General features: G+C 67.1%; 20 protein-coding genes. 2 read left to right on the plus strand and 18 right to left on the minus strand.

The features are described from left to right. The first annotated feature begins 144 nt into the window (after positions 1-144). Both PSm6_RS26300 and PSm6_RS26305 read left to right on the plus strand, forming a co-directional pair. On the plus strand, positions 145-1,521 hold the full coding sequence (locus PSm6_RS26300; protein ID WP_021217662.1) for an MFS transporter: 1,377 nt from the start codon (positions 145-147) through the stop codon (positions 1,519-1,521). A 117-nt stretch (positions 1,522-1,638) separates the two neighbouring features. After that, on the plus strand, positions 1,639-2,901 hold the full coding sequence (locus tag PSm6_RS26305) for an OprD family porin (protein WP_021217663.1): 1,263 nt from the start codon (positions 1,639-1,641) through the stop codon (positions 2,899-2,901). 887 nt (positions 2,902-3,788) lie between these two features. Here PSm6_RS26305 and pcaC read toward each other — a convergent pair. The 18 genes from pcaC to pcaH all read right to left on the minus strand — a co-directional run bounded on the left by pcaC (position 3,789) and on the right by pcaH (position 23,158). After that, a complete protein-coding gene (gene pcaC / locus PSm6_RS26310) occupies positions 3,789-4,184 on the minus strand; it encodes a 4-carboxymuconolactone decarboxylase (protein WP_021217566.1) in 396 nt (131 codons plus the stop codon). A gap of 27 nt (positions 4,185-4,211) precedes the next feature. Then, positions 4,212-5,000 (minus strand): 3-oxoadipate enol-lactonase, encoded by a 789-nt coding sequence (pcaD, locus tag PSm6_RS26315; protein WP_265168706.1) that lies wholly within the window; start codon positions 4,998-5,000, stop codon positions 4,212-4,214. A gap of 10 nt (positions 5,001-5,010) precedes the next feature. Next, positions 5,011-6,372 carry a 3-carboxy-cis,cis-muconate cycloisomerase gene (locus PSm6_RS26320; RefSeq protein ID WP_265168708.1) on the minus strand — a complete coding sequence of 454 codons (1,362 nt, stop codon included), beginning with the start codon at positions 6,370-6,372 and terminating at the stop codon, positions 5,011-5,013. Positions 6,373-6,646: 274 nt separating this feature from the next. Further along, on the minus strand, positions 6,647-7,852 hold the full coding sequence (pcaF, locus tag PSm6_RS26325) for a 3-oxoadipyl-CoA thiolase (protein WP_265168709.1): 1,206 nt from the start codon (positions 7,850-7,852) through the stop codon (positions 6,647-6,649). Next, positions 7,849-8,643, minus strand: coding sequence for a CoA-transferase subunit beta (locus tag PSm6_RS26330; protein ID WP_265168711.1), 795 nt, complete (start codon positions 8,641-8,643; stop codon positions 7,849-7,851). The genes pcaF and PSm6_RS26330 overlap by 4 nt, the downstream gene beginning before the upstream one ends. Next, on the minus strand, positions 8,640-9,491 hold the full coding sequence (locus tag PSm6_RS26335; protein ID WP_021217571.1) for a CoA transferase subunit A: 852 nt from the start codon (positions 9,489-9,491) through the stop codon (positions 8,640-8,642). The genes PSm6_RS26330 and PSm6_RS26335 overlap by 4 nt, the downstream gene beginning before the upstream one ends. A gap of 124 nt (positions 9,492-9,615) precedes the next feature. Then, positions 9,616-10,887, minus strand: coding sequence for a benzoate/H(+) symporter BenE family transporter (locus tag PSm6_RS26340; protein ID WP_265170575.1), 1,272 nt, complete (start codon positions 10,885-10,887; stop codon positions 9,616-9,618). An 84-nt stretch (positions 10,888-10,971) separates the two neighbouring features. Continuing rightward, positions 10,972-12,300, minus strand: a complete 1,329-nt coding sequence (locus tag PSm6_RS26345) for an MFS transporter (protein WP_265168712.1) — start codon at positions 12,298-12,300, stop codon at positions 10,972-10,974. A 61-nt stretch (positions 12,301-12,361) separates the two neighbouring features. Then, positions 12,362-13,135, minus strand: a complete 774-nt coding sequence (locus PSm6_RS26350) for a 1,6-dihydroxycyclohexa-2,4-diene-1-carboxylate dehydrogenase (protein ID WP_265168713.1) — start codon at positions 13,133-13,135, stop codon at positions 12,362-12,364. A gap of 53 nt (positions 13,136-13,188) precedes the next feature. Next, positions 13,189-14,202 (minus strand): benzoate 1,2-dioxygenase electron transfer component BenC, encoded by a 1,014-nt coding sequence (gene benC / locus PSm6_RS26355; protein ID WP_265168714.1) that lies wholly within the window; start codon positions 14,200-14,202, stop codon positions 13,189-13,191. Positions 14,203-14,247: 45 nt separating this feature from the next. Continuing rightward, positions 14,248-14,736, minus strand: a complete 489-nt coding sequence (gene benB, locus PSm6_RS26360; protein WP_265168715.1) for a benzoate 1,2-dioxygenase small subunit — start codon at positions 14,734-14,736, stop codon at positions 14,248-14,250. After that, complete coding sequence (benA, locus tag PSm6_RS26365) at positions 14,733-16,091, minus strand: benzoate 1,2-dioxygenase large subunit (RefSeq protein WP_265168716.1); 1,359 nt, start codon at positions 16,089-16,091, stop codon at positions 14,733-14,735. Before benA ends, benB begins: the two co-directional genes overlap by 4 nt. Positions 16,092-16,944: 853 nt before the next feature. Next, positions 16,945-17,904, minus strand: a complete 960-nt coding sequence (locus tag PSm6_RS26370) for an AraC family transcriptional regulator (RefSeq protein ID WP_265168718.1) — start codon at positions 17,902-17,904, stop codon at positions 16,945-16,947. A gap of 195 nt (positions 17,905-18,099) precedes the next feature. Continuing rightward, positions 18,100-19,449 (minus strand): 4-hydroxybenzoate transporter PcaK, encoded by a 1,350-nt coding sequence (pcaK, locus tag PSm6_RS26375; RefSeq protein ID WP_021220997.1) that lies wholly within the window; start codon positions 19,447-19,449, stop codon positions 18,100-18,102. A gap of 320 nt (positions 19,450-19,769) precedes the next feature. Further along, positions 19,770-20,612: an IclR family transcriptional regulator domain-containing protein gene (locus PSm6_RS26380; protein ID WP_021220998.1), complete on the minus strand. Its 843-nt coding sequence runs from the start codon at positions 20,610-20,612 to the stop codon at positions 19,770-19,772. Between the two features lie 127 nt (positions 20,613-20,739). Continuing rightward, the gene (gene zapE, locus PSm6_RS26385; RefSeq protein ID WP_031288310.1) at positions 20,740-21,831 is read right to left on the minus strand and encodes a cell division protein ZapE; all 1,092 of its coding nucleotides are present in this window, start codon (positions 21,829-21,831) and stop codon (positions 20,740-20,742) included. Further along, the gene (gene pcaG, locus PSm6_RS26390; protein WP_111263929.1) at positions 21,821-22,426 is read right to left on the minus strand and encodes a protocatechuate 3,4-dioxygenase subunit alpha; all 606 of its coding nucleotides are present in this window, start codon (positions 22,424-22,426) and stop codon (positions 21,821-21,823) included. The genes zapE and pcaG overlap by 11 nt, the downstream gene beginning before the upstream one ends. Positions 22,427-22,438: 12 nt before the next feature. Beyond that, positions 22,439-23,158 (minus strand): protocatechuate 3,4-dioxygenase subunit beta, encoded by a 720-nt coding sequence (gene pcaH, locus PSm6_RS26395; RefSeq protein WP_265168720.1) that lies wholly within the window; start codon positions 23,156-23,158, stop codon positions 22,439-22,441. Positions 23,159-23,193: the final 35 nt, after the last annotated feature.

Raw genomic sequence — 23,193 nt, forward strand, 5'->3', positions numbered from 1 at the left:
ACTCCCTGAACCAGACCGGTCAACCCGGCACGTGCCCCTAGGGCACCGCCAGTCCGGCCAAGCCTGCGTGCACCTCATTCGACCCGGCACACTACCGGTCGAGCCCGCTTGCCCGGCATACAGACAAGAACAACGGAGACAACGATGGCTACTCCCTCAAGCTCCCAAGCCAAGAAAGCAACTGCCAGCGGGTGGATAGGCTCCGCCCTCGAGTACTACGACTTCTTCATCTACGCCCAGGCAGCGGCGCTGATCTTCCCGCAGATCTTCTTCCCCTCCACCGACCCGAAGATCGCCATCGTCGCCTCGCTGGCCACCTACGGCGTCGGCTACCTGGCGCGCCCCATCGGCGCCTTCGTGCTCGGCCACTGGGGCGACACCCGCGGCCGCAAGAACGTGTTGCTGCTGTGCATGTTCCTCATGGGCATCTCCACCATGGCCGTGGGCCTGCTGCCCACCTACCACGACATCGGCATCCTCGCGCCGGTGCTGCTGGTGGTGCTGCGCCTGATCCAGGGCTTCGCCGTGGCTGGGGAAATCTCCGGGGCCAGCTCGATGATCATGGAGCACGCGCCCTTCGGCCGGCGTGGCTATTACGCCAGCTTCACCCTGCAGGGCGTGCAGGCCGGCCAGGTGATGGCCGCCGCGGTGTTCCTGCCACTGGCCTACTTCATGCCCAGCGATGCCTTCAATGAATGGGGCTGGCGCATTCCCTTCCTGCTCAGCGCCTTGGTGCTGGTGGCCGGCTACATCATCCGCCGCGAAGTCCACGAAACCCCGGCCTTCGTCAACGAGGAGGCGCAGCAGAAGGTCGCCAAGTCGCCGGTCACCGAGGCCTTCCGCCACAGCTGGAAGAACATGATCCTGGTCACCTTCATGGCGCTGATGAACGTCATCCCGGTGGTGGCCACCATCTTCGGCGCCGCCTACGCGGTGCAGCCGGCCTACGGCATCGGCTTCGACAAGAGCGTCTACCTGTGGATTCCGGTGGTAGGCAACATAGTCGCGGTGCTGGTCATCCCCTTCATCGGCAACCTCTCCGACAGGATCGGCCGCCGCCCGACCATGATCACCGGCGCCCTGGGCTCCGGCCTGCTGGCCTTCGCCTACCTCTACGCCATCAGCATCCAGAACGTGCCCCTGGCCTTCTGCATGTCGATCCTCATGTGGGGCATGGTCTACCAGGGCTACAACGCGGTGTTCCCGAGCTTCTACCCGGAACTGTTCCAGACCCGCTACCGCGTCTCGGCCATGGCCATCTCGCAGAACATCGGCACCATGTTCACCGCCATGCTGCCGGCGCTGTTCGCCGCCGTCGCCCCGCCCGGCTCGGACAACGTCCCGGTGATCGTTGGCAGCCTGGCCTTCGCCATCACCTGCATCTGCGCCCTCGCCGCCTACCTGGCGCCCGAGACCTACCGGCTGGGCATGGAGGACCTCGGCAAGCCCGACGCCAAGCCCATGGACAAGACCCAGTACGACAGCAGCCGCGAAAACAGCCTGCGCGTCGCCAGCCACTGACGCCCCCGGGGCTCCTCCGGGGCCCCGCACTCACCTGCACCACTCAACGCCTTTCGCGCCACGGCGCGAGACGGCTTCGCCATGCCTGAAAACAACAAGCAAAGAGGCACGATCACCATGCAACAGCCGCATCGCAACCGCCTTTCCCACGCCCGCCTGCCGCTGGCCGTCGCCCTGGCCCTAAGCGCCGGCGCCGTGTCTGCCGAGCCCGGCTTCGTCGAGGACGCCACGGCCACCCTGACGGCGCGCAACTTCTACATGAACCGCAATTTCGTCGGCGGCACCACCCAGGCCCAGGCCGAGGAATGGACCCAGAGCTTCATCCTCGACGCCCGCTCCGGCTTCACCCAGGGGCCGGTGGGTTTCGGTGTCGACGTGCTCGGCCTGTATGCCCTCAAGCTCGACGGTGGCAAGGGCACCCGGGGCACCCAGCTGCTGCCGGTGCATGACGATGGCCGCCCCGCCGACGACTTCGGCCGCCTCGGCGTGGCCGGCAAGATGCGCCTGTCGAAGACCGAGCTGAAGGTCGGCGAATGGATGCCGGTGCTGCCCATCCTGCGTTCCGACGACGGCCGCTCCCTGCCGCAGACCTTCGAAGGCGCCCAGCTGACCTCCAAGGAGTTCGACGGCCTGACCCTCTACGCCGGCCAGTTCCGCGGCAACAGCCCGCGCAACGACGCCAGCATGGAAGACATGTCCCTCAACGGCCGCGCGGCCTTCACCTCGGACCGCTTCGACTTCGCCGGCGGCGAATACGCCTTCAACCAGGGCCGCACCCTGCTCGGCGCCTGGCACGCCCGACTGGAGGACATCTACCAGCAGAACTACCTGCAACTGACCCACAGCCAGCCCCTCGGCGACTGGACCCTGGGCGCCAACATCGGCTGGTTCAACGGCAAGGAAGACGGCAGCGCTCTGGCCGGCGACCTGGACAACCGCACCTGGTCCGGCCTGTTCTCGGCGAAGATCGGCGGCAACACCTTCTACCTCGGCCTGCAGAAGGTCAGCGGCGACGATGCCTGGATGCGCGTCAACGGCACCAGCGGCGGCACCCTGGCCAACGACAGCTACAACTCCAGCTACGAGAACGCCAAGGAAAAGTCCTGGCAGCTGCGCCACGACTACAACTTCGTCGCCCTCGGCATCCCCGGCCTGACCCTGATGAACCGCTACATCCACGGCTCCAACGTGCACACCGGCAGCGTCACCGACGGCAAGGAATGGGGCCGCGAAAGCGAGCTCGCCTACGTGGTGCAGTCCGGCACCTTCAAGAGCCTGGCGGTGAAGTGGCGCAACTCCAGCCAGCGCCGCGACTGGGGCAACACCAACAGCTTCGACGAGAACCGCCTGATCGTCAGCTACCCGTTCTCGCTGCTCTGAATCCCCGCTTCATCCTCGTAGCTGCAGCCCCTCGCCCGTCCTTGTGACGGGCTTTTTTATGGGGTGGGTAGAACCCGCGAAACCCGGCGCAGGAATCGTCGGGTGGCACGGACCGCCCATCTCGTGGGAGCGAATTCATTCGCGATGGAGTGCCCGGCCATCCACAGCCAGGTGCCGGCGGAAGGTCTTTCGCGGCTGAAGCCGCTCCCACAGGGGGCTGCGCCACCGCGCCCGATCAAAAACACCCACCGGTGTGTAGGGTGGATGACGCTCTTTTCATCCACCAGGCGATGCCACCGGTGAACTCGGTGCGAGGGCAGCCCTGCGGCCTGCTTGGCGAATGAATTGGCTCTGTCTGCGTTAGCTGTTGTGGTTTTAAAGCAAGCGCTCAAGCACGGCCATTTCCGGGCGTCCAAGGGTTCGTGCCACCTCCACTGATCGTCAGCTACCCGTTCTCGCTGCTCTGAATCCCCGCTTCATCCTCGTAGCTGCAGCCCCTCGCCCGTCCTTGTGACGGGCTTTTTTGTAGGAGCGAATTCATTCGCGATGAGGCATCCGGTCGTTCGGAGCCAGGTGCCGGCGGCAGGTCTTTCGCGGCTGAAGCCGCTCCCACAGGGGACGCCCGCAGCGAGGCCGAACCGCGCACCGTGCTCAACCCGAACCACGGTGCCAACCGATGTGTAGGGTGGATGACGCTCTTTTCATCCACCAGGCGGTGCCACCGGTGAACGCGGTGCGAGGGCAGCCCTGCGGCCTGCTTGGCGAATGAATTCGCCCCTACAGGTGTCGCAGACGGCGGTGGCCCTGGGTGCATGCGCAAGATACGCCGCACACACAAAAACGCCGCCCGGATGCGGGATCCGGGCGGCGTTTGTATGGCTCGCAGGTCAGTCCTGCAGCGATTCCACGCCCAGTTCGTCCCACACCGATTCGGCCAGGTGGAAGGTGGCATTGGCAGCGGGAATGCCGCAGTAGATGGCGCTCTGCATGATCACTTCCTTGATCTCGTCGCGGGTCACGCCGTTGTTCTTCGCCGCGCGCAGGTGCAGGCGCAGCTCGCCCTCGCGGTTCATGCCGATGAGCATGGCGATGGTCACCAGGCTACGGATGTGGCGCGGCAGGCCCGGGCGCGTCCAGATATCACCCCAGGCGTGGCGGGTGATCATCTCCTGGAACTCTTCGTTGAAGGGCGTGAGGTTCTGCAGGCTGCGGTCGACATGGGCATCGCCCAGCACCGCGCGGCGCACCTGCATGCCGGCCTCGTAGCGTTCTTTCTCGTCCATCGGTGGCTCCTCGCTAACCCTGGGCCTTCAGGCGATCAGGAAGTCCAGCACCCGGCGGGTGAAGGCCTCGCCGGCCTGGACGTTGGACAGGTGCGCTGCGTCGAACTCCACAAGCTCCGCGCCAGCGATGTGCGCCTGCAGGAAGCGGCCGTGCTCGGGCGTGGTCACCGCATCGCCGCTGCCGCAAACGATCAGGGTCGGCGCGCGGATGGCGCCCAGTTGTTCGCGGAAATCGGCATCGCGCACCGCCGCGCAGTTGGCGGCGTAACCCTGGGGCGAGGTCTGCGCCAGCATGGCGACGATGGGCTCCACCCTGGCCGGTTGCGCCTCGGCGAAGTCCGGGGTGAACCAGCGGGCGATGGAGGCATCGCGCAGGGCCGCCATGGCCACCTGGCCATCGCGCAGCACCGTCTCGATGCGCGGGTTCCACACATCCGGGGTGCCGATCTTCGCCGCGGTGTTGCACAGCACCAGGCGCTGGATGCGATCCGGCGCATGGATCCCCAGCCACTGGCCGATCAGCCCACCCATGGACAGGCCGCAGAACGAGGCCTGGGCGATATCCAGCGCATCCAGCAGGGCCAGCACGTCACGGCCGTTCTGCTCGATGCTGTAAGGGCCTTCGGTCACCAGCGAGGCGCCGTGGCCACGGGTGTCGTAGCGCAACACACGGACGTGTTCGGTGAAGGCCGGGATCTGCGCGTCCCACATGTGCAGGTCGGTGCCCAGGGAGTTGCTGAGAACCAGCACCGGCGCATCGGCCGGGCCTTCGAGCAGGTAGTTCAGGTCGCCATCGGCGAGTCGTACGGCAGGCATGCAAAGGCTCCTAACGCGAGAAATTCTGATGCTCGGCCACGGCGCGGTCGACCCAGCGACGCGCCTGACCGAGGTAGTGGGCCGCATCGAGCAGGCGGTCCAGCTCGTCGGCGGACAGTTGCGCGGTGACCTCGGGGTTGGCGCCGAGCACGGCACGCAGGTGCGCGCCCTCCTTCACCGCCTGACGGCAGCATTGCTCAACCAGGTGGTGGGCGGCGTCGCGGCCGATGCGCTGGGCCAGGGCGATGCTCACCGCCTCGGCCAGCACCAGCCCCTGGGTCAGGTCCAGGTTGTGGCGCATGCGTGCGGCGTCCACCTCCAGGCCCGGGACCACCAGCAGCGCTTGCTGCAGGGCGCCGGACACCAGGCAGCAGAGCTCCGGCAGGGTTTCCCATTCGGCGTGCCACAGGCCCAGGCTGCGTTCGTGTTCCTGGGGCATGGCGGCCAGCAGGGTCGCCACCAGGCCCGGTGCGCGGGTGGCGGCGCCGATAAGCACGGCGGCGCTCACCGGGTTGCGCTTGTGCGGCATGGTGGACGAACCGCCCTTGCCCGGCGCCGCAGGTTCGAAGACTTCACCCGCCTCGGTCTGCATCAGCAGGCTGAGGTCGCGCCCCAGCTTGCCCAGGCTGCCGGCGACCAGCCCCAGCAGGCTGGCGAACTCCACCAGGCGATCACGCTGGGTGTGCCAGGGCTGCTCGGGCAGGGTCAGGTCCAGTTCCTCCGCCAGGGCACCGGCCACGGCGAAGGCCTTGTCGCCCAGTGCCGCGAGGCTGCCGGAGGCGCCGCCGAACTGCAGGCACAACAGGCGCGGTTTCAGCTCGGCCAGGCGCTGGCGGTGACGGGTCACCGCGCCCAGCCAGCCGGCGATCTTCATGCCCAGGGTCACGGGCGTGGCGTGCTGCAGCCAGGTGCGCCCAGCCAGCGGCGTATCGGCATGCAGGCGGGCCTGGCTGGCGAGTGCATCAGCCAGGGTGGCGAGATCGTTTTCCAGCAGGGTGACGGCGGCGCGCAGCTGCAACACCAGGCCACTGTCCATGGCATCCTGGCTGGTGGCGCCCAGGTGCACATGGCGCTCGGCCTCGGCGTCGCTGGCGGCGATGCGCTTGCCCAGCGCCTTGACCAGCGGGATCGCCGAATTTCCAGCGCTGCCGATGGCCACGGCCAGGGCGGAGAAGTCGTAGAGCTCGGCCTTGCAGGCTGCCTCAATGGCCGCCACCGCCTCGGAAGGGATCACCCCGACACGGGCCTCGGCGCGGGCCAACGCGGCCTCGAAATCCAGCATGCCCTGCACCCGGCCGTGGTCGCAGAAGATCGCGCGCATGGCCGGCGCGGTGAAATAGGCATCGAAGAGTTGGTTGCTCGGGCTGTTCAAGCCAGTGCTCCGGAAATCAGGAAGGTGAATCGTTTTATAGCAGCCGGCCCGTCACGACCAGCCTTTACGCACTCCGCCTGGCACATCATGCGTAGCGAGCTCAAACCGCTTCGTCCGATGGGTCATGGTGGGCTGAAGCCCACCCTACGGCTGCATCACGCCGCCAGCCGTAGGATGGGTAGAGCGGAGCGAAACCCATCACGTGCCTCGCAGCTCCACGGAACGTCCCTACGGCTGCGCCGCGCACAGCAGGCGTAGCGAGCGCAGTAGCCTGTCACACCCTCTCTATGACGAGTGCGAGCCCTTGCCCTACCCCCACGCACATGGTGGCGAGGCCAAGCTTGCCGCCGGAGTTCTCCAACTGGTGCAACGCGGTCTGCACCAGGCGTGCGCCGCTGGCGCCCAGGGGGTGGCCGAGGGCGATGGCGCCGCCGTTGGGGTTGACCCGGGCGTCGTCGTCGGCGAGGCCGAGGTCACGGGTGATTGCCAGCCCTTGGGCGGCGAAGGCTTCGTTGAGTTCGATGACGTCGAACTGGTCGATGCCCAGGTTGAGGCGCTCCAGCAGCTTGCGCACCGCCGGCACCGGGCCGATGCCCATGACGCGGGGTGCCACGCCGGCGCTGGCCATGCCCAGCACCTTGGCGCGCGGGGTCAGGCCGTGTTTCTTCACCGCCTCGGCGCTGGCGAGGATCAGTGCCACGGCGCCGTCGTTGACGCCCGAGGCGTTGCCGGCGGTGACGGTCTTGCCTTCGCCGTTGACCGGCTTCAGCTTGGCCAGGGCCTCCAGGGTGGTGTCCGGGCGCAGGTGCTCGTCCTGGTCGATCACCGTGTCACCCTTCTTGCCCTTGATCACCACCGGGACGATCTCCTCGGCGAAGAAACCCGCCGCCTGGGCCGCACCGGCGCGCTGCTGGCTGCGCAGGGCGAAGGCGTCCTGGTCTTCGCGGCTGACCTGATGGTCGTCGGCGACGTTATCGGCGGTCTGCGGCATGGCGTCGACGCCGTATTGCGCCTTCATCAGCGGGTTGATGAAGCGCCAGCCGATGGTGGTGTCTTCGATCTTCTGGCTGCGGCCAAAGGCGCTGTCCGCCTTGCCCATCACATAGGGCGCGCGGGACATGGATTCGACTCCGCCGGCCAGGGCCAACTCCATCTCCCCGGCAGCGATGGCGCGGAAGGCAGTGCCCACCGCGTCCATGCCCGAGGCGCAGAGGCGGTTGAGGGTGACGCCGGGAACGCTTTCCGGCAGGCCCGCCAGCAGCAGCGCCATGCGCGCGACATTGCGGTTGTCCTCGCCGGCCTGGTTGGCGCAGCCGAGGAACACTTCGTCGACTTCGCTCCAGCGCACCTGCGGGTTGCGCTCGATCAGCGCCTTGAGCGGGATGGCCGCCAGGTCGTCGGCACGCACCGGCGCCAGGCCCCCGCCGAAGCGGCCGATGGGCGTGCGCACGGCATCGCAGATGAATACGTCGCGGCTCATTCCTCACCTCCCTGCTGGCCGTGGGCGGCGGCGGTACGGGCCTCCAGGGCACGCAGCGCGGCCAGTTCCTCGGCATTGGGGGCGAGGGTTTCGCTGACGCTGTCGGCGAAGCGGATCGCCCAGCCGGTGGCCTCGATCACCTGCTCGCGGGTCACCCCCGGGTGCAGTGAGGTAACGATGAATTCGTGGGTGCCGGCTTCCGGCTCCATGATGCACAGGTCGGTGATGATGCCCACCGGCCCCTTGCCGGGCAGGCCCAGGCGCTTGCGCGAATCGCCGCCTTCGCCATGGCCGACCGAGGTGACGAAGGCCAGCTTGTCGACGAAGGTGCGGTGGGACTGCTTGAGGATGATCAGCACTTCCTTGGCGGAGCCGGCGATCTCCGGCGCGCCACCGGCACCGGGCAGGCGCACCTTGGGCTTGTGGTAGTCGCCGATCACGGTGGTGTTGATGTTGCCGAAGCGGTCGACCTGGGCGGCGCCGAGGAAGCCGACGTCGATGCGCCCGCCCTGCAGCCAGTAGCGGAAGATCTCGCCAGTGGGCACCACGGTGTCGGCGGTCTCGGCCAGCTCGCCGTCACCGATGGACAGCGGCAGCACCGTGGGCTTGGCACCGATGGGGCCGGATTCGTAGATCAGCACCACGTCCGGGGACGAGGTCAGGCGCGCCAGGTTGGCGGCCTTGGACGGCAGGCCGATGCCGACGAAGCAGACCGCGCCGTTCTTCAGGCGGCGGGCGGCGGCGACGGTCATCATTTCATTGGTGCTGTAGCCGGTGGATTGGGCGCTCATTGCTTGGCCTCCGCAATTTTCTGCTGGAACTGGGCGAAGTCCTCGGTGCCACGGATGTAGTCGTCGATCCAGGCGCTGAAGGTCTCGCGGTCGCGGGCGATCGGGTCCCAGGCCTGGTAGAAGCGGTTGTCGCGCTCGTAGTAGCCGTGGGCGTAGGACGGGTGCGCGCCACCGGGCACGTGGCAGACGGCGGTCAGGGCCCAGGTGGGCAGCACGCAGGCGTTCATCGGGGCGTTGAGGTCGTCGACGATCTCTTCCACCGTGACGATGCAGCGCTTGGCCGCCAGGGCCGCTTCCTTCTGCACGCCGAGGATGCCCCAGAGCAGCACGTTGCCCTTGCGGTCGGCCTTCTGCGCGTGGATCACGGTCACGTCCGGGCGCACCGAGGGCACGGCGGCCAGCACTTCGCCGGTGAAGGGGCAGGTCACGCTCTTGATCAGCGGATTGACCTTGGGCAGGTCGGAGCCGGCATAGGCACGCAGCACCGCGAACGGCAGCCCGGAGGCGCCGGCCACATAGGCGTTGGCCAGGTCGGCGTGGCTGTGTTCCTCGATCTCCAGCTCGCGGGGCCAGCCCTTCTCCACCGCGTCACGCAAGCGGTGCAGCGAGCCCACGCCCGGGTTGCCGCCCCAGGAGAACACCAGCTTCTTCGCGCAACCGGCACCGATCAGCAGGTCGTAGACCAGGTCGGGCGTCATGCGCACCAGGGTCAGGTCGCGCTTGTTCTGGCGGATCAGCTCGTGGGAAGCGGCCGTGGGAATCAGGTGGGTGAAGCCTTCGAGGGCGACGGTGTCGCCGTCGTTGACGAAGCGCTCGACCGCTTCGCGGAGGGAGATGATTTCAGCCATGTCGATCTCGTTTTGTTATCCAGGGCGGAAGGTTCGCCGGGTGAGGGAAAGCTACCCCCGGCCCGGCCATGGAACAATCCGATAATCGACTATCCGTTCGATAATCGAACAACTCTGTACCTTGCTAAGCATTTCTCTCGGCACCGGGAGCCTGCCGACGGATTTCCCCCGGGCGCATAGGCGCGGCCTCCTCGTCCAGGGCCAGCAGCCCAGGCCGGGCTTGGGCCCGCGGTCGATGCACGCCCAGCAGCAGGTGCGCGGCCAGGCCGAAGATCAGCCCCCAGAAGGCCGCCGACAGCCCGAGCAGGGACATGCCGGACGCCGTGACCAGGAAGGTGATCAGCGCCGCCTCGCGGTCCTCCGCCACCGCCATGGACCCGGCCAGCGCACCGGCGATGGCGGCGAACAGCGCCAACCCGGCCAGGGCCGCTACCAGCTCCCGGGGGAAGGCGCTGAACAGCGACACCAGGGTGGCGCCGAAGAGGCCCAGCAGCAGGTAGAACAGGCCGCCGACCACACCGGCCACGTAGCGCCGGCCCGGGTCCTCGTGGGATTCGCGGCCGCTGCAGATGGCGGCGGTGATGGCTGCCAGGTTGAGGCCGTGGCAACCGAAGGGGGCCAGCAGCACGGTGCCCAGTGCGCTGCTGGCGATGATCGGGCTGGCCGGCGTGCCGTAGCCGTCGTTGCGCAGCACGGCGATGCCCGGCACGAACTGCCCGGTCAGCGCCACCATCACCAGCGGCAGGGCGATGTTCAGCGTGGCGTGCCAGCTGAATTCCGGGGTGATCCACACCGGGGTGGCGAAGCCGATCACCAGGGCCGAGGCGTTCATCTCCCCGGTCGCCAGGGCGATGCTGCAGCCAGTCACCAGCACCGCCATCACCGCATAGCGCGGCAGCAGCCGCTTGCCCAGCAGGTAGGCGGCGAACATCGCCAGCACCAGCAGCGGTTTCTCCTTCACCGAGACGAACAGCTGGGTGCCGAAGCTGAAGAGGATACCGGCCAGCATCGCGGCGGAAATCGCCGCGGGCAGCCGGCCGATGATGCGATCGAAGGCACCGGACAGCCCCACCAGCAGGATGAGCAGGCTGGAGAGCAGGTACGCGCCCACTGCCTGGTTGAGGCTGACGCCCGGCAGCGAGGCCACCAGCAGCGCCGAGCCGGGCGCGGACCAGGCGATCACCAGCGGCACCTTGAGGCGCAGGCTGAGGACGATGCCCAGCACGCCACTGCCGATGGAGATGGCCCAGACCCAGGACGACAGCACCGCGTCGGGCAGGTTCGCGGCCTTGGCCGCCTGGAAGATGATCACCAGCGGCCCGGCATAGGAAATGACCGTGGCGATAAAGCCTGCCACGGCCGCCGACAGCGAGAAATCACGGATCAGGGTGCGCAGGAAGGTTGCCTGTCGCGTGGCCATGGCCAGCTCTCCTGTTTGTCTTTCCGGGTCAGGCGGGGCGTCGCCGACGCCCCGCGCGCTTCAGAGCCTGGCGCCCGCCAACGGGGCAGCCTGGGGCGCCCGCAGCGAGACGAAGCACATGGCCAATGCGGCAATGGCGCCGGGGATGGCGAAGGCCATGAAGTTCAGTTGCAGCGGTAGGTTGATGCCCAGCAGCGCACCGCCCAGCAACGGCCCGACGATGGCGCCGTTGCGGCCGATGCCGGAGGCCCAGCCAAGGCCGGTGGAGCGGATGGCCAAACCGTAGAACTGCGCCGCCGTGGCGTACAGCAGGATCTGCGTGCCGATGGTGGTGGCGCCGGCGATGCCGATCAGCAGGTAGAGCAGCGGTGTCGGGCTCTTGAAGCCGAGCAGGCTGATGGACAGCGCCGCGACGATGAAGAAGGCCGCCACCACCCGGGGCAGGTTGAAGCGATCACCAAGGAAGCCACCGGCGATGGCGCCGAACATGCCGCCCAGGTTCAGTGCCAGCAGGAAGGACAGGCTCGAGCCCAGGCTGTAGCCGGCGTTGGCCATCAGCTTCGGCAGCCAGGAGCTGAGCGCATAGACCATCAGCAGGCAGCAGAAGAAGGCGATCCACAGCATCAGCGTGCGCAGGGCGCGCCCCTCGCGGAACAACTCCAGCACCGGTGCGCCCTGGGCCTTCACCTCCACCAGTTCGAGCAGGTCGTCATCGCGCAGCTCCCGCTGCGGGTCGACCTTGCGCAGGATGGCCCGCGCCTGTTCGGTGCGGCCCTGGCGCAGCAGGAAGCCGACGGACTCGGGCAGGTACCAGAGGATCAGCGGTAGCAACAGCAGCGGCACGGCGGCGGCGAAGAACATCGCCTCCCAGCCGAAACGCGGCAGCATGTAGATGCCGACGCCGGCGGAGAGCATGCCGCCCAGGGAATAGCCGCTGAACATGATGGCGACCAGGGTGCTGCGCAGCCGTTTCGGCGCGTACTCGTTCATCAGCGCCACCACGTTGGGCATCAGCCCGCCGATGCCCAGCCCGGCCATGAAGCGGCAGATGCCGAATTCGGTGGGGTTGCGCGCCAGGCCGTTGAGCACGGTGAAGCCGGAGAACAGCACGAAGCAGATGGCGATGCCGCGCTTGCGCCCGATGCAGTCGGCCAGGGGGCCGAAGAACAGCGCACCGAACATCATGCCGAACAGCGCGTAGCTGCCCAGGGCGCCCGCTTCCAGGGGTGTCAGCCCCCACTCCTTCATCAGTACCGGCAAGACCACGCCGTAGATGAACAGGTCATAGCCGTCGAAGATCAGCAGCAGGGCGCACCAGCCCATCACCATCCAGTGGAAGGGCGTGAAGCGCGCGTCGTCGATGGTCGCGTGTACGTCGAGTTTTCGCATGGCATTCGTCTCTTGTTCTTGTTGTCGAGAAAGCGTTGCCGGTGGAACCGCAGCTCGGGTTTCAGCCCAGGTCGCCACCGCCTACCGGCAGGGTCACGCCGGTGATGTAGGAGGCTTCGTCGGAAGCCAGGAAGAGGATCGCGCCGGCCTGTTCGTCGATGCTGCCGTAGCGTTTCATCAGGCTGCTGTCGAGGGTCTGGTCGACGATCTGCTGGTACCAGATCTTCTCCTGGGCGCTCTGCTCCGCCGTGTTGCGCGGGATGCGCCGGGGCGGTGCCTCGGTGCCACCGGGCGCGGTGGCGTTGACGCGGATGCCGCGCCCGGCGTTCTCGAAGGCCAGGCAGGCGGTGAGCGCGTTGACGCCGCCCTTGGCCGCGCCATAGGGCACGCGGTTGAGGCTGCGGGTGGCGATGGAGGAAACGTTGACGATGGCCCCCGCACCCCGCTCCAGCATGTAGGGCAGCGCCGCGTGGCAGCACCAGAGCGTGGGGAACAGCGAGCGGCGCACCTCGGCCTCGATCTCGTGCACTTCGTAGTGCTCGAACGGCTTGGCCCAGATGGTGCCGCCGACGTTGTTGACCAGCACATCGAGGCGCCCGAAGCGTGCCACCGCCGCCGCCATCACCCGGCTGCATTCGGCGTATTGCTCGAGGTCGGCGGTCAGCGCCAGCACACGGCCGTCCCCCAGCTGTTCGCGCAGTTCGAAGACCAGCTCGGAGCGGTCCACCGCCACCAGGCGGGCGCCCTCTTCCACCAGGCGCTCGGCCACACGGCGGCCGATGCCCTGCGCCGCGCCGGTGACCAGCGCGACCTTGTCGTTGAATCTGTTGCTCATGACGGTCCTCTGCCGTTGCCGGCCACCAGGAGGTTCACGGGTTGGAGTGGTGCTCAGGCGGCGCTGGCGGCGAACTTCTCGTAGTAGAAATTCGCCGGCTGCACGCCCTGCTCGCGGATGAACCGGCTCACCGCCTCCACCATCGGCGGCGGGCCGCAGAGGTAGATGTCGACGTCGCCGTCGTTGAGGTGGCGCGGTTCGATGTGCTGGGTGACGTAGCCCTTGTGCGGGTAGCCGCTCTCGGGGTTGGCCACACAGGCGCTGAAGCTGAAGGTGGGGATGCGCGCGGCGAAGGCCTCCAGGCGATCCAGCTCCACCAGGTCGAAGTCGTTGGTCACGCCGTAGATCAGGTGCAGCGGATGCTCGCTGCCCTGCTCGGCGACCGTCTCCAGCATCGCGGTGAAGGGCGCCAGGCCGGTGCCACCGGCCAGCAACAGCAGCGGCCGGCGGATGTCGCGCAGGTAGAAGCTGCCCAGCGGCCCCACCAGGCTCATGCTGTCGCCGGCCTTGGCCAGCCCGGTGAGGAAGCTGCTCATCAGGCCGCCGGGCACGTTGCGGATCAGGAAGCTGACCTCGCCGTCCTTCTGCAGCGAGCTGAAGGAGTAGGCGCGGGACTGTTCGCTGCCCGGCACCCTGAGGTTGACGTATTGGCCCGGCAGGAAGGCCAGGCGGCTCAGGGACTCGCCCTTGATCGACAGCGAGATGGTGCTGTCGGACAGCTGGCGCACGGCGCTGATGGCCGCGTCGAAGCTGGCCTGCTGGGTCTTGCACAGCGCGGACGAGGCTGGCACCCGCACCACGCAATCGCTGGCCGCGCGCATCTGGCAGGTGAGCACATAGCCCTGCTCGGCCTCCTCCGCGCTCAGGGCGTCGTCGATGTAGTCCTGGCCCAGGTCGTAGCGGCCCGCCTCGGCGAAGCACTTGCAGGTGCCGCAGGCGCCGTCGCGGCAATCCAGCGGGATGTTGATGCCCTGGCGATAGGCCGCATCGGCCACGGTCTCGTCGGGGCTGGCGTCGATGAAGCGGGTGACGCCGTCTTCGAAGGTCAATGCGATGTGATGAGTCATGTCGGGCTCCACGGAGCGCGGCCTCGAGGTGGCCGGGCCGGGTGTTCAGATGTGGTAGATGTCGATGACCTGGCGCACGTAGTCGTTCTTCAGGACCACCTTCTTGGCCGTGATCAGCGGCTGCTCGCCGCGCACGTCGAGGCGGTAGAAACTGGTGCCGAAGTAGCTGTCCACGGTCTTGTAGCGGTAGCTCAGGGTGTGCCAGTTGAAGCGCACCCGGCACTCGCCGGCGGCCTGCTCGAGGAGCTCGATGTTGCTGATGTTGTGGGAGGTGCGGGTGTCCGGCATGGTCGCGCTGGAGCGGTCGGTCTTGATGCGGAACACGCGGTCCTCCAGGCCACCCCGGTTGCCGTACCAGATCAGCGAGATCTCGGTCTGCGGGTTCTCGGTCAATTCGTCGCGGTCGTCCCAGGCCGGCATCCAGAAGCTGGCATCGGCGGCATAGAGTTCCAGCCAGCTGTCCCAGTCCTTGTCGTCCAGGTAGCGCGCCTCGCGGTAGAGGAAGTCGCGCACGGTGTCATGGGAGATGCTCATTGCACGGCCTCCACGGGGATCAGTCGCTGCTCGGCCGCAGCGGCCTCGAGCAGGGTTGCCTGCCAGTACTTGTGCTGCAGCACGAACAGGCCCTCGTCCTCGGTGCGCACGCCGGACAGCAGCGGGTGCAGGTCGATCTCGCGGGCGGCCTCATCGGCGCCTTCCACCCAGTGCGCGGCGCCGCGGGACATGTCGTTCCAGCCACGGTTGCCCTGGTAGCCGAGCTGGCAGGAGCGGAACTCCTCCAGGTCGTCCGGGGTGGCCATGCCGCTGACGTTGAAGAAGTCCTCGTACTGGCGGATGCGCCTGGCGCGCGCTTCGGCGCTCTCGCCCCGGGGTGCGATGCAGTAGATGGTGATTTCCGTCTGGTTGACGGACAGGGGCCGGGCGATGCGGATCTGCGAGCTGAACTGGTCCATCAGGTAGACGTTGGGGTACAGGCAGAGGTTGCGCGAGTTCTCGATCATCCAGTCGGCACGGGCACGGCCGAAGTCCCGGGCCAGCTCGTCGCGGCGCTCGTAGAGGGGGCGGTCCTCGGGGTTGGCCCAGCGCGTCCAGAGCAGCAGGTGGCCCTTGTCGAAGGAGTAGAAGCCACCGCCGTTCTTGGCCCAGTTGCCGGCGCTCATGGTCCTGATCTCCTCCCCCGCCTCGCGCTGCTTGCGCTGGTTCTGGGTGGCGACGTAGTTCCAGTGCACGGAGCTGACGTGGTAGCCGTCGGCGCCGTTCTCGGCGGTCAGCTTCCAGTTGCCTTCGTAGATGTAGCTGCTGGAGCCGCGCAGCACCTCCAGGCCCTCGGGGGACTGGTCGACGATCATGTCGATGATCTTCGCCGACTCGCCCAGGTGCTCGGCCAGCGGCACCACGTCCGGGTTGAGGCTGCCGAAAAGGAAGCCGCGGTAGGACTCGAAGCGGGCGACGCGGGTCAGGTCGTGGGAGCCTTCGCAGTTGAAGCTTGACGGGTAGCCCGCCTCGGCCGGGTCCTTGACCTTGAGCAGCTTGCCGCTGTTGTTGAAGGTCCAGCCGTGGAAGGGACAGGTGTAGGACGCGCGGTTGCCGCTCTTGTGCCGGCACAGCTGCGCACCGCGATGGCTGCAGGCATTGAGGAAAGCGTTGAGCTCCCCGTCCTTGTTGCGCGCGATGAAGACCGGCTGGCGCCCCATGGTCAGGGTGAGGTAGTCGTTCTTCTCGGGAATCTGGCTCTCGTGGGCGAGGTACAGCCAGTTGCCTTCGAAGATGTGCTTCATCTCCAGTTCGAACAGACGCGGATCGGTGAACATCTCCCGCTTGCAGCGGTAGACGCCCTTCTCCTTGTCTTCCTCTAGCAGCGAATGCAGGAACTCGAATCCCAGGGACATGGCCAGGGCCTCCATTGTTATGTGTTCAGGCAGGCTCAGGTTAGGGAGGCGCGGGCAGCGGCAATATCCGCCTTGTGCAGATCGCTATCCGTTTTGTGCAGAGGGGTTACGGGGTGTTGCGGATGGCGGGCATGGCGGCCGCTTCAAGGCGCGGATGCGCTTTTTGCAGGGGCGAATGAATTGGCTCTGTCTGCGTTAGCTGTTGTGGTTTTAATGCAAGCGCTCAAGTACGGACCTTTCCGGGCGCCCAAGGGTTCGTGCCCCCCACCGCATGGGTTTCGCTTCGCTCTACACCATCCTACGAAAGCCTGTGCGCACCACGTGGCGATGCGCTGGACGAAGAAAGGTGGGGCAGCCGCCAACGCCCCTCCAGGAGGCCGAACGCAGTCGTTGCGCCGGGGGACGAGCGGCATGGATGCCGCGAGAGGCGCGCCAGGCCATGGATGGCCCATCGCGCCGGCCCCCAGACGACGCTTGCGGCGAACGCACTTCAGTGCGGCCCGAAGGGCGAGCGTAGCGAGTAACGGCGATGGAGTGAGGGAACCCCGGCGAAGCCGGGGCCGGATGATGGGGCAAGCGTTTTTGGTTCCTTTTTTGTGGTTCGGCATCTCGACGATTGAAAAAAGGGACTCGCCCGGGAGGGCGAAACCAGAAGCATCATCAGAGCTCGGCAATCAGCTGGACTCAAATCCTCTAGCAACACTTAACGCAGACATAGCCAATTCATTCGCCAACCAGGCCGTAGGAATGCCCCAACCCGGAGCCACATGAAGCACCATCATGGTGGAGGTAAAAAGCGACCTCCACCCTACCCCGCGGATGGATCAGGAGCCCCCAGAGCCGGAGCTCTGGATTACAAACCCCGCCGCCTCAAGGTATCCGACGGCAACTCGCCGAACTGCGCTTTGTAGTTCTCGGCAAAGCGCCCGAGGTGCAGGAAACCGTAATCCAGGGCCAGCTCGGTGACATTGCGCACGCAGCAGTCCGGATCGCTGAGGCAGGCGTGGATGCGCTCGAGCTTCTTCTGGCGGATGTAGTGCCTGGGCGTGGTGCCGGCGTGGCGCTCGAACAGGGCGTAGAGCGAGCGCAGGCTCATCTGCGCCTGGGCGGCCAGCTCCTCGCTGGTGATGTCCTGCCTGAGGTTGCGCTCGATGTGATCGGCGATGCGCTCGAAGGACGCGGCCTGGGAACCGAGCTGCTCGCGGCTGACGTTGGTGCGCATCAGCGTGAGCATCTTGCTGGCGACGATCTGCGTGTAGTGGTCCTGGACACGCAGCAAGGGGTCGCGGCTTTCCGCCTCCTGGCAGACCATGGCCAGCAGGTTGATGAAGCCGTCCAGTTCCAGCAGGCGATAGCGGTTCTGCAGGAAGCGCACGCCGTCGCCCGGGCGCAGCCAGCGCTGCTCGTCGCAGACGGCCTCCATGAGCGCCACCGGCATCTTGAGGATGAACTTCTCGCAATCGTCGGAATAGGTCAGGTCGACCGGATCGTCCGGGTTGATCAGCAGCAGCTCGCCCGGCGCCAGGTAGTGCTCCTGGCGGTGCCCGCGCCACAGGCAATTGCCCTGTAGCAGGACCTGCAGGTGGTAGATGGTCTCCAGGGCCGGTGAGGTGACCCGCACGCTGCCGCCATAGCTGATGCGGCACAGGTCCAGGCTGGCGAACTTGCGGTGATTGAGGCTGGCCTCGGGCCACCCCACGGTGGGCAGGCGGATATCGTGGGAGCCGACATGCTGGTTGACGTAACCCGACACCGCATAAGGGTCGGCACGCTCAAACACCATGCTGCGCTCGCTCAGCAGGCAATTTTCCATGTCCAACGCACTCTTGTTGTTATTTTACGGAGCCACAGTGACCCGGCAAGGTATCCCCCGGACTGCGCCGCGGCAATTCGACAATCGAATATCCGTTCGATTATCGAACACCGCGATGAGTGCGATGAATCAGGGCCAGCCCGCAATTTTCAAGCAAGCCACGCCCGAATGACCCGTCCTGCAGGTCATATCGGGTCACGTCGCATCCGCATGGCTCACCAGCCCCTTGATCACCACCGCCGCCGTGGCGATGGCAGCGGGGACCACCAGCGCGGTCAGCACCTGTTCGAAGTTCCAGCCCAGGCCCAGCAGAGTGGCGCCGATCCAGGCGCCGAGGATGGCGCCGAAGCGACCGATGCCGAGCATCCAGGACACGCCCGTGGCGCGGCCCTGGGTGGGGTAGAAACGTGCGGCGAGGGACGGCATGGCCGATTGCGCGCCGTTGATGCACATGCCGGCGAGCAGCACCAGGGTCGCCAGCAGGGTGACCTGGCCCAGGCTCTGGCCGACGAAATAGGCGAAGACGCCCGCCAGCAGGTAGAACACGCCGATGACCTTGTGCGGGTTGAATCTGTCCATCGCCCAGCCCACGCCCACGGCGCTGAGCACGCCGCCGAACTGGAACAACGCGCCGATGAAGGCGGCCTGCTCCATGCTCGCGCCGCTGTCGCGCATCAGGGTCGGCAGCCAGCTGGTGAGCAGGTAGACGATCACCAGGCCCATGAAGTAGGTCAGCCACAGCAGCAGGGTGCCGGCGCTGTAGGTGCCGGCGAAGACCACCTTGAGCACGTTGCGGCTCTGCACCGTCTTCTGTTCCGGCACGCTGAAGTCCGTGGCCACGGCCACCTCCGCCGGGGCAATGGGGGCCAGCACCTGGCGTACCTTGTCGGCACCGCGATTGCGCACCACCAGGTAGCGGGCGGATTCCGGCAGCCAGACCACCAGCACCACCGCCAGCAGCAGCGGCAGCACGCCGCCGAGCAGCAGCAGGCTGTGCCAGCCGAAGGCCGGGATCATCTTCGCGGAGACGAAGCCACCGGAGGCCATGCCCAGGTTGAAGCCGCAGAACATGCTGGTCACCAGCAGCGACTTGAGCCGCTCCGGCGTGTACTCGGAAAGCAGCGTGGTGGCGTTGGGCATCGCCGCGCCCAGGCCCAGGCCGGTGAGCAGGCGCAGCACCAGCAACTGGTCGATGTCGCTGCTGAAGGCCGACAGCAGGCTGAACAGGCCGAAGAGGAACACCGCCACCACCAGCACGATCTTGCGGCCGAAGCGGTCGGCCAGCGGGCCGGAACCGAGGGCGCCGAAGACCATGCCGATCAGCGCGGCGCTCATCACCGGGCCAAGGCTGGCGCGGTCGATACCCCAGTCCTGGGTCAGGGCCGGGGCGATGAAGCCCATGGCGGCGGTGTCGAGGCCATCGAGGAAGACGATGAGGAAGCACAGCAGCACGATCCGCCATTGGTAGCGGGAAAGCGGCTGGGCGTTGATGAAGGATTGGACGTCGAGGGTACCGGCGGCCGGTAGCGATGCAGGGCGGGTCATGTAGGAAGTTCCTGTGAAGGCGTCTTCGCGCGGCACGGGCCGATGATCTCGGCTCCGTGGGGTAACGCACGAATGAGACAGGAATGAGCGTGCCCGGCAAGCGGAACCCTGCGGCGTGCGACAACGAAGCGCTTGCGCGCTGCGGATGGCTGCTGGCCATGGCTGACTCTCATTGTTTTTATGGGACCGCAGCGTCTCGTGCGGCCCGGCAAACACTACGGAGAGGCCTGGGGCAGTTCAATTCGATAATCGACTATGCGTGCGCTTATCGAACGCTTTGCAAGAGGTCGGCGGATGCCGGCCCCAAGGGGGAACGGCGCCTATTGGAACAGCCGTGCGCTGAGTTCCTTGCTCGCCTCCAGCAGCACCGGCAGGAAGCGTGTCTCCAGCTCCTGGCGGGTGACGCGCCCGGCGTGGGTGCCGACGTTGAGGGCGGCGAGCACCTGGCCGGCGGAATCCTTCAGCGGCACCGCCACCGAGCGCAGGCCGACTTCCAGCTCCTGGTCGATGATCACCCAGCCCTGGGTGCGGATCTCGGCGACGCTCGCGCGCAGCCCCTCGGGCGTGTGCACGGTGCGGCTGGTCTTGATCTGCAGGTCGGCATGCTCGATGTACTCCTCCAGCGCCGCGTCATCCAGGGCGGCGAGAAGAATGCGGCCCATGGAGGTGCAATAAGCCGGCAGCCGGCTGCCGACGCTGAGGTCCACCGAGATCAGCCGCTGCGGCGTGGCCGAGCGGGCGATGTAGAGGATCTCGTCGCCCTCCAGGGTGGCCATGGAGCAGGCCTCGTGCAGCTGCTCGCTGAGACGGTCGAGGATCGGTTGCGCGGTGACCGCGAGCGGCGTCGAGGACAGGTAGGCGTGGCCGAGGGTGAGCACCTTGGGCAGCAGCGAGTAGGTGCGCCCGTCGGTGGTCACGTAGCCGAGGCTCATCAGCGTGTGCAGGCAGCGGCGCACGGCGGCGCGGGGAATCTCGGTGCGGTGGCTGATCTGGGCGATGGTCAGGTGGCGCTTGCGCTCCTGGAAGGCGTGGATCACTGCCAGGCCACGGGCCAGGGAGGTCATGAAATTGGGGTCGCCGGTGAAGGCTTCGATGCGCTTGGCTGGCGAGGCGATGATGGGCGGCGCCAGGGGCGGCAGGGGGACTCGTTGTTCGTCGCTCATTGTTGTTGTCCTTGGCTATCGCACCGGGCTGATGGGCGATTATCGAAGCGGTGGGCGGTTATCGCAATTGGCGGCTGTTCAGTGGGTGCCCGCGCTCGCGGGGATGACGGTGCTCCCGGCAGATTCTCTAGGGGGCGGTATCCAGCTTCACGCTGCGCAGCTGCTTCATCCGGCTCAGGGTGCGGGCGAAATCCACGGCATTGCCGCCCTCGGCCAGTTGCTCCAGCGCCACGGCGGAGAACAGCCGCAGGTGCAGCCCCCGGTCGTAGGCGATGTCGATGAAATTCAGGAAGCGCTGGCTGACGTCCTGGGGGTGGTCGCCGAGGCGGTCCAGGCCGCTCACCGCCATGTGCGGGAAGTGCTCGATCAGCCACAGGTAGTCACTGGCCGAGCGCGGCGTGGCGAACAGCTCGTGGAAGTCCAGCCAGGCCCGGTCACCTTCCAGTGCATGCACCCGCAGCGGGTGGTGGTTGACCTCCAGCACCTGGTCCAGCAAGGCGCCCTCCCCCAATCCCAGGGAACGACGGATCGACGCGCCGCCATCCTCCGGCTCGGGCCAGCAGTAATCGCCCCAGGCTTCCAGCTCGGTGCTGTGCTGGCGGTAGTCCTGGCCGGCGTCGAGGGAGAACACGTCGAAGCGCTTCTCGATCAGCTGGATGGCCGGGCGGAAGCGCTCGCGGTACAGCGGGTTCGGGCACAGCCTGTCGGGGCTGTAGTTGGAGGTGCAGACCAGGCCCACGCCCTCCTCCACCAGCACCTTGAGCAGGCGCCCGAGCAGCATGGCGTCGCCGATGTCGTGCACGTGGAACTCGTCGAAGCACAGCAGCCGCGTCTGCTGGGCGATCTCCCGGGCGACACGGGCCAAGGGATCGGGCTGGCCGCTGAAGGCGAGCATGCGCACCTGCAACTCCTGCAGGAAGGCGTGGAAGTGCACGCGGCGCTTGGCCTGCACCGGCGCGGCGGCGAAGAAGGCGTCCATCACGAAGCTCTTGCCCCGGCCGACGCCGCCCCACAGGTAGACACCCGCCACCGGCCGGCGGAACCAGCCCCGACGCGCGTTCAGGTGTTTGTCCAGCCAGCTGCCGAGGTGCTCGACGGCCGCCTGCTGTGCGCTGTCGGCGCGGTAGCCCCGCGCCTCCAGCACCGCGTTGAAGTGCCGCCGGATGCGCTCGAGGACCGTTTCGGCGGGCTGATCGGACTGCAGCGTTCTAGAAGTCAAAGAAGACCGTTTCCCCTTCCCCCTGGATGCGGATATCAAAGCGGTAGGCGAGCTTGCCGTCCACCTCGCAGCGCTGGGCGACCAGGGTTTCCCGGCGCTGCGGCTGCTCGATCAGGGTGAGCACCGGGCAGCGGGCGTTGGCCTCGGCCTCGTCGTCGAAGTACAGGCGCGTCTGCAGGTGGATGTTGATGCCCCGGGCGAACAGCGAGACGTTGATGTGCGGCGCCATGGGCACCCCGGCGGCGTTGTGCACCACGCCAGGCTTGATGGTCTTCAGCGTCCATTCGCCGGCATCGAAGGTGGTGGCGGTGCGGCCGAAGCCGTTGAAGGGCTTCTCCGGGTCGAAGGCGCTGTCGTAGCGGCCTTCATGGTCGGCCTGCCAGAACTCCAGGAAGGAATCGCGCACCAGGTGGCCGTTGCCGTCGTAGACGTGGCCGATGAGCAGGATGTGCTCGCCCGGCGCACCGGGCTTGGCCATCTCGCTCCAGATCTCCTGGTCGCGGACCGGGTTGCCGGCAGCGGCGAGCGCCAGGCCGATGTGCACATAGGGGCCGGCGGTTTGCGACGGGGTTTCCGGCAGCAATTGGATGGGCATGCGCGCAGCTCCTCAGCGGTTTTCGAAGTGGGTGCGGCGCTGGCCGCGCAAGACGATGTCGAAGCGGTAGGCCAGGCAATCCATGGGGTTGGCCGCGCTCATGTCGAGCCTGGCGATCAGGCTCTGCACCGCCTCGAGGTTGGCGATGGACTTGACGATGGGGCACATCGGGATCAGCGGGTCACCCTCGAAGTACAGCTGGGTGATCAGCCGGGTGGCGATCGACGGGCCGCTGATTGAGAAGTGGATATGCGCCGGGCGCCAGTCGTTGGGGCCGTTGCGCCACGGATAGGGGCCGGGCTTGATGGTGCGGAAGCTGTAGTAGCCCTCGCTGTCGGTCAGCGTCCGGCCGACGCCGCCGAAGTTCGGGTCCAGCGGCGCCAGGTAGCGGTCGTTCTTGTGGCGGTAGCGGCCGCCGGCGTTGGCCTGCCACATCTCCACCAGGGTGTGGGGGATCGGCTTGCCGTATTGGTCGCAGACGCGCCCGGCGACGATGATGCGCTCGCCGATGGGCAGGCCGCCGTGGTCGAAGTTGAGCAGGAGGTCGTTGTCGAAGCGCCCCAGCTTCAGGTGCGAGAAATCCGGGCCGCTGGTCTCGGAGACCGATTGCGGGATGCTCACCAGCGCCTGGCGCGGGGAACGGGGAATGGAGGTCTTGTAGTCGGGCGTCAGGGCCTTGGGGTGCCAGTTGCGATCACGAATGACGAAGCGGCTCTGTTGCGCATCGGGCATGTCGATCTCCTTCTTATTGGATTTATGGAGGCTGC

The sequence above is a fragment of the Pseudomonas solani genome (genome assembly GCF_026072635.1).
Lineage (GTDB): Bacteria > Pseudomonadota > Gammaproteobacteria > Pseudomonadales > Pseudomonadaceae > Metapseudomonas > Metapseudomonas solani.